Origin of the sequence: Diplocloster agilis, from assembly GCF_019042275.1 — a bacterium.
Lineage (GTDB): Bacteria > Bacillota > Clostridia > Lachnospirales > Lachnospiraceae > Diplocloster > Diplocloster agilis.
The window spans coordinates 1-7,180 of the sequence record NZ_JAHQCW010000076.1; the positions used below are offsets into that span (position 1 = coordinate 1).

At 49.1% G+C, this 7,180-nt stretch carries 7 protein-coding genes; all 7 read right to left on the reverse strand.

Annotation, left to right across the window (positions count from 1 at the left end):
• Window positions 1-275: 275 nt before the first annotated feature.
• Complete coding sequence (locus tag KTH89_RS24380; RefSeq protein ID WP_158348818.1) at window positions 276-1,010, reverse strand: GntR family transcriptional regulator; 735 nt, start codon at window positions 1,008-1,010, stop codon at window positions 276-278.
• Between the two features lie 8 nt (window positions 1,011-1,018).
• Window positions 1,019-1,798, reverse strand: a complete 780-nt coding sequence (locus KTH89_RS24385; protein ID WP_158348817.1) for a GNAT family N-acetyltransferase — start codon at window positions 1,796-1,798, stop codon at window positions 1,019-1,021.
• A 112-nt stretch (window positions 1,799-1,910) separates the two neighbouring features.
• Window positions 1,911-2,759 carry an SAM hydrolase/SAM-dependent halogenase family protein gene (locus KTH89_RS24390; protein WP_158348816.1) on the reverse strand — a complete coding sequence of 283 codons (849 nt, stop codon included), beginning with the start codon at window positions 2,757-2,759 and terminating at the stop codon, window positions 1,911-1,913.
• 61 nt (window positions 2,760-2,820) lie between these two features.
• The gene (locus KTH89_RS24395) at window positions 2,821-3,663 is read right to left on the reverse strand and encodes an SAM hydrolase/SAM-dependent halogenase family protein (RefSeq protein ID WP_158348815.1); all 843 of its coding nucleotides are present in this window, start codon (window positions 3,661-3,663) and stop codon (window positions 2,821-2,823) included.
• A 20-nt stretch (window positions 3,664-3,683) separates the two neighbouring features.
• Window positions 3,684-4,535 carry an energy-coupling factor transporter transmembrane component T family protein gene (locus tag KTH89_RS24400; protein ID WP_158348814.1) on the reverse strand — a complete coding sequence of 284 codons (852 nt, stop codon included), beginning with the start codon at window positions 4,533-4,535 and terminating at the stop codon, window positions 3,684-3,686.
• Window positions 4,528-6,237: an ABC transporter ATP-binding protein gene (locus KTH89_RS24405; RefSeq protein WP_158348813.1), complete on the reverse strand. Its 1,710-nt coding sequence runs from the start codon at window positions 6,235-6,237 to the stop codon at window positions 4,528-4,530. Before KTH89_RS24405 ends, KTH89_RS24400 begins: the two co-directional genes overlap by 8 nt.
• Window positions 6,238-6,246: 9 nt before the next feature.
• Entirely contained in the window at window positions 6,247-6,822 is a 576-nt protein-coding gene (locus tag KTH89_RS24410) for an ECF-type riboflavin transporter substrate-binding protein (RefSeq protein ID WP_158348812.1), read from the reverse strand.
• Window positions 6,823-7,180: the final 358 nt, after the last annotated feature.

A 7,180-nucleotide genomic window follows, 5' to 3' on the forward strand; every position in this document is an offset into this window, starting at 1 on the left:
ACGGCGGACTTCACGTCCGACGGGCAAGAGCCTCTGAACCGGGAACACATCATGTGTTCCTGGTGAATAGGCTCGGTTCCTGAACCCGGCTTTCCGATTTCACTTAGCGTAGCCACAGCTTAAGCCCTCCGCGCTCCCGGCGAGACACCAAAGCGCCCCGGAACCGGGATCATTCCCCGGCCCGGATACCGCCATGGCCGTTGGCCGCTGAGAAACGGGCATACCGAAACGGGCATACCCAACCCCAGGGAAGTACCGTTCCTGGCCGTCCCCACTCAATCCCGGAACACGATATCATATTCCTCGGGGATAAAATAGAACTTGCAACGCACTATCGCGGCGTTATCTTTGTTGTAGAGAATCTCTTCGATGAAAATAATCGGCGTCTCATTGGGAATCTTCAGAAAGGACGTAACATTTTCTTCGGCGTACACCAGTTTGATGGACATCTGGACTGAGGCCGCCATCTCGAAAATCCGTTTGTTGATCAGCTCGCTGACTTCCTCCTCCTGATTCAGATCCACGTTCAGCTCATCGATATATTTTACCGGAATCTGCATAAAGGAATGGCCCACCGGCTTTTGTTTGGCATAATAGACATTGTTGCTGGCGAGAACAATCTCACTGGGCCGAAGCCCCAGCTTGCGCTGCCCGACTTCCGTAGCCGGACCGAAATTGTAGTATGTATCCACATCCTCCACCTGATTCTTGCAGCAGGTGATCATCGGATTGAACATAGCCTCCATCGTGCTAGTCTTGTCCTTGTCGTAGGTGATAAAAGTCCCCTTGCCCTGCACCTTGGTAATCAAGCCGTCCTCCACCAGAACTGTCAGGGCCTGCCTCAGCGTATTCCGGCTGACCCCGTATTTTTCGGCCAGGAAAGCTTCCCCCGGCAGCTGTGAACCGGACTCGTACACCCCGTTGATGATATCCGAGTACAACATATCATAGATCGGTACGTAGGATGGTATTCTGCTGTTCCCCAGTGTCTTAATGTTATTATTATCCATTGGTAACCTTAGATCCTTTCCAGCGTTGTCCACCCGCCCAGCTTTTCAAAACCAAGCCCTGCAAACAAAGCGTCCGCCCCTTCTCCCGTGAACAGGCAGGGCGTCTTTCCCTGATTTAAAATATACTCACACAAGGCGGATACCACACAGGAGGCATACCCTTGTCTGCGATACGCAGGCTCTGTAGCCACTCCGCCGATCATGATCGTATGCTCTGACCCGGTCGTACTGTTGCCGTGGGATATCATTCTCCCGTCCTTGCGGATCATCAGATGAATTCCATCCTGATTGGCGATCCGGTCCCGGATCATCTCCTTCGACGTGTATAAGCCGCTGATCTCCTTTATGCTGCCCAGGAATGCAAAGACCTCATCCACATCCGCTACGCCCGCCTGCGTAACCTCCGGGCAATGCGGCTTTAACAGCTCCCGGCTTTCCAATCTATATAACTGCTTCTGACAGCAGCGGTATTCTTTTTCCAGTTTTGTTTCCAATGGGGCAAACAGACTGCTTTTTCCCATTATAACAAGTATTTCATGATTTTTCAAAATAAAATCCAGGCTTGCGGCATTTAACTCCTTCTCCTGTGTATAAACCAGAAGATTGGTATAAAATCTCAAAAACACCCCGGTACATCTGCCCTCTTCCCAATCCATCCAGACATCCTGGCAATCGGCGTCAAAACCATAGGCATTTACATCCGCCAGCAAAAACGTATTGTATTCCTTTTCCTTACTCAAATAACCGGTCAGAATCCCCTTATCTTCGCTTCCACACTTTTTAAGCATTCATTATTCCTCCCATAGAAAAAGGGACTGTCACAAAAGAACCGCCGCGGCCGAAAGCCAGATGCCGCTGCGCAGCCCGCCACAGGCGGAATGACAGTCCCTGTATGAACAACTACTGACGGATCTTATCGATCCGGATCGTCCAGCCCTTCCCGCCTTTGATCTGATATTTTTCCGCAAAGCTTCGCTGATTCAGTCCCAGCGCAACAAAGGATGCCAATCCGTTAAACAGAACCGGATCGCCGATTTCAGCAAATCCAAAGGACCGGTGGTAGAGCACAGGCTCGTCATACACAACCTGATCCTCATTTTTAATCTGAATGCGGACCATGTCTCCCTGAACGATACCTGTCTTTTCAAAATCTTCAATTAAAATATTCGTACTGATATTTCCGAATTTCTCCAAAGCCTCGTCGACCTGTCCCTCGGCATATCCGTCACCGGTCTTTCCATAGGTGAGTTCCTGTACGACGATATCCGAAAGCGGGTAAGACGGCCCTACCTCTTCAAAGGAAATAACTCCCGCGGCGAGTCTGGCTCCGCAGTAGGCAAACAGATCCCGTCCATGGAAAATGTTTACTTTCTCAGAACCCGGATACCGGTTGACGGTCTCGTCGATCTCCCGAATTTCCTCGATCCCGTACATGGCTTTCACATGAGTCAGGGTTCCGTTATCCGGAGTGACGATATAGTAGCCGTTGGAGGTCTTTGCCACACTGGCTTTCCGGGCCGTTCCGACTCCCGGATCCACGACGGATACGAAAACCGTACCCTTCGGCCAGTATTTGATCGTATATTGCAGGCAGGACGAAGCCGCCATGGTATTAAACTGCTCGATGGTATGGGAAAGGTCATAGATCTCAAGACCCGGATCCACCTGCTTGCACACCCCATACATGGAAGCTACCGCTCCCCAGTTCAGACCGAAGTCGGTCTGTAATACAACAAAAGATTTACTCATATTATCCTCCATCTGTGCATGTTCGCACATCCAGGTATAACCTTACCGGTACTGCTTGTCCTTAACACTTGCGGAAAGAAATCTTCCACTCAGGGCCCTGTCCGATCCCATATACCTTTACGAAATTTTTAAGGTTCAGCGCGATCTGGACCGTGAGGGATTCGCTGGTCATGACAACCGGTTCTCCTTCTGAGACATAGCCGAAGGATTTAAAATATGGAACTTTATCATGATATTTCTCTTCGCCGCCGTGACAGATCACTACCTCCACCGTATCGCCGTAGGCAACGCCTGTATTCTCCAGCATCTCATAAGGGATATTGGAGGACACCAGCCCGAAATGCTCTCCCGCTGCCTGAATCATCCCGCATACGGTGCCGTCTTCTTTCACTTCCGGCTCTACGATCGGCAGCAGCACCACATCTTCAACCGGATAAGCCGGTCCCACCTGCTCGAATGTGATTACGCCGGAGGCAAGCTTGGCCGCGCAGTAAGCGAACAGATCACGTCCGTGGAAGATGCTGCACGCCTTTGTGGGCTGCCAGCGGTTTACGGTTTCATCGATTTCACGGATTTCTTCGATTCCCACTTTTTTCGCCACATGGGTTAAGGAACCGTTATCCGGGGATACCACATACTGGCCGTTTTTCAGTTTGGCAACGCTGGCTTTCCTGGAGGTTCCGACACCCGGGTCCACCACAGATACAAACACAGTGCCGGCCGGCCAAAAATCCACCACATAATCCAGGTTAATCGACGCAGAAAAAGTATCAAAACTGGGAATCGCGTGGTTATTATTAAACAGACGCAGTTCCGGATCCACCATCTGGCAGACTCCGTACATAGTACAGACAGCGCTGGTATCAGCCGTAAAATCTGTCTGCATGACAATTGCTGGTTTCATGATACGAAAACCTCCTTTTTTTAGACAAACGGATACCACAGTTGCAAATAATTCGGAGAGAACATTTTATAGGCAATATAGGCGATACAGATCAGCAGTCCAACGATATAAACCACTTTAAATACTTTATCCGCCTTTGTCATCTCATGTTCCGCATAATAGGATCTCTTTTTTAACTTTCCATAACCCCTCAAGTCCATGGCGTTGGCTATATTACCCACCTTATCAAACGATGAAAATAAAAGGGGGACAATGATTAACACCGCCTGTTTCAGTCTGGCAAACAGCTTCGTCTTCTTTTTATCCATCTCAACGCCTCTGGCCTGCATACTGGTGGAAATATTCTGATAATCCCTCACGATGTCAGGGATACAGCGGTAAGCCAGTTCCACAACAGTACAGATCTTATAGGGGACTTTAATGGAATATAAGCCTGCGGCAAATTCCGACGGGGTTATGGAAAGGATAAACACGATGGAAACCATAAAGGACGCTATAATTTTTATAAATCTGGTAAACAGATACCAAAGTGTCTCCCCGCTTACATAAAAGTAATCGGTAAACTGGGCCAGCACGGTTTTCGAAGCACAAAACTTTGTTCCGATATCCGGGTCGGCAATGTAAAACAGAAACAGGTTGAACAAGTTCAATATGACGATAAACGCAAACATAAACTTGATCGGTTTCCAGTTTGGCTTCAGGGAAAACAGACCTACCACTCCGGCAATAGCCACCGGAAGGATCAGCCGCAGATCCCAGGACATGATCAGATACACCGTCAGCACTACGAACAGACGTACCTTCGTAGCGCCTGTCAGCTTATGTAATACTGTGTCTCCGGGTTGGAAATTGATGATAAATTTATTATTCACCGGCCTTCACCATCCTCTCATAAGAAATAAAATGGGAAATAAATTCTTCCGGTGAAACACCCAGCATACAAGCCAGCGTATAGAGGGATGTCTGCTTTAAGCTGGCGCGGGTGATCACGTCATCATCGGAAAGCACCCGGAACACGTGATCGTCGGCAATGATTTCCCCATCGGCAAACACGATCGCACGATCGGTGTTTTCAATGGCCAGATGCATGTCGTGAGTGATCAGAATGATTGTCTTTCCAAACTCTGAGTTAAGCTGATTGATAAATTCAATTATCTCAACGTAATGCCTGTAATCCTGTCCGGCCGTGGGCTCGTCCAGAATAATCACATCCGGTTCCAGCGCCATAACCGTGGCAATGGTGATTCTTTTCCTCTGGCCATAGCTGACTGAGCTGACCGGCCAGTTCCGCATGGAATATAAGTCGCACATTTCCAAAGCGCGTTTTGTCTTTGCTTCCACCTCTTCCTGCGGATAGCCCCGCAGTTTAAGCGCCATGTCCACCTCGTCGTGGATAATATCCTTCACCAGCATCTGGTTCGGATTCTGCATGACATAACCGATAAATTCACCGATCTCTTTGATGGACAGGGCCATATAGTCGTTTCCGCGGATCTTGATCCGCCCCTTTGTGGGCCGGTTGATCCCGCAGACCAGACGGGCCAGCGTCGTTTTTCCGGCGCCGTTTTTCCCGATCAGCGCCAACTTTTCGCCTCTTCTGATCGAGCAGTTAACATTTCTTACTACCACATCTTTGTCATAGGCGAAGTCCACATCCTCCACCTCGATGACCGGCTCTCCAAGCTCCGGCTTATAGGCATCTGTCTGCCGGCGGAAGAATTCCTCCAGTTTGTCCCGGTTCTCCTTCGTCAGCTGCATCTGTGCCAGATCGGAGATTCCCTCCTGATTCTGCAGATTACAGCCCGCGTATTTCATCGCGGTCAGGTACAGGGGTTCCCGGATTCCGTACTGATCCAGCAGTTCCGACCGGAGCAGCTCCTCCGGCGACATGTCGGCCACGATACGGCCTTCCGCCATCAGGATAATCCGGTCCACCGGCCGGTACAGCACATCCTCCAGCCTGTGTTCGATGATGATCGCCGTCTTGTTCTGATCCCTGCAGATCCGGTCGATCAGATCCACCGCCACCATGCCCATATGGGGATCCAGGGCCGCCAGCGGTTCGTCAAAGATCAGCACTTTCACCTTGTCGTGCATGACTCCGGCCAATGCCACCTTCTGCTTCTGTCCGCCGGACAGCGAATAGGGAAGATGCTCCAGGAACTCTCCCATACCGACGATTTGAGCCGTGGCTTCTACCTTAGGTATCATCTCGGAACGGGGCATATTTTCATTTTCCAATGCAAACGCGATATCCTCGCCCACGGACAGCCCCACAAACTGGGCATCCGAATCCTGGAGTACCGTTCCGACTACTTTGCTCAGTTTAAATATACTGGCCTCTTTCGTCTCTATTCCGTCTACTTTCAGTGATCCCTTGATCGTTCCTTTTTCTGAAAAAGGAATCAACCCGTTGATACAGTTGGAAAGTGTGGACTTTCCGCTTCCGCTGGGTCCCAGGATCAGAACTTTCTCGCCTTCATAAATCGTCAGGTTGATATCATGAAGAGTCGGTTTTGACTGCACCTTATACTGGAAAGTGAAGTCTTTAAATTCGATCAAAGCCTTTTTCATTTTCTTATCCTATTCTTCTCTCAGATTTGATCTGGATGCATATCTCTTTGACAGCAGGAACAATACGGGAATCCCTACAATCAACAATACTGCGATGTTACCAACCGTAGCAAATCCAGCCATAATAAAAGTAACTTTTAACTCGCCGCCGTAGAACAGATAAGTAAAGATAGGGGTAATCAGACCAAATGCGATTACATTTCCAATGATACATAAAATCGCGTAGATCACCGCATGTTTCACTTTGAAAATACCTTCTGTTATGTAAGCGCCATATACCGGAAGCAGGCCTACGAAAAATCCCAGAACCGCGTTTCCGATGGACCAGTCAAACCACATGCCGTTACCGCCGATCAGGTCCGCGATGATGTTACCGATCAGCAGGGTCAGGCTGCACGGAAGCGCTCCATACATTCCTCCTACGACTACCGGTACAATCATGGCCGTTGACAGATTCGTCTGTGAAAATATGGGGATCGACCCATACATCATCAGCACGCCGTACAGAGCAGCTCCCACTGCCATCGTAACGATCGTCTTCGTACTCCACTCACCTACAATTGCTTTTCCAATTCCTTTCTTCATTGCATTGCCCTCTCACTTTCTTTAAGTTGTTGAACATGTTTAATAAGTTGCCTTTATTATAAGAAACCTTGTATTCTTTGTCAATGTATTTGTGCGTTTTCCTGGAGGATTTTGTAGAAATACAGAGAAGGATGTTCTTGATTCCATAGACGAGCTATTCTATGCAAAAAATAAGGCGGCAGTTTTGAACGAATTCGTTACAAAACCGCCGTCCGGCGTTGTTGATCCTATATTAAAAAAACGCATTACTATTCCATATGAAGGTTCTTCCTCGGGATTGGGCAGGCCGTATGTCCGCCGCTTAGGGCTTGGAACCGCGGGCAGTATCCGGAGACGCTCCGGGCGGCCGGGTTCTTTT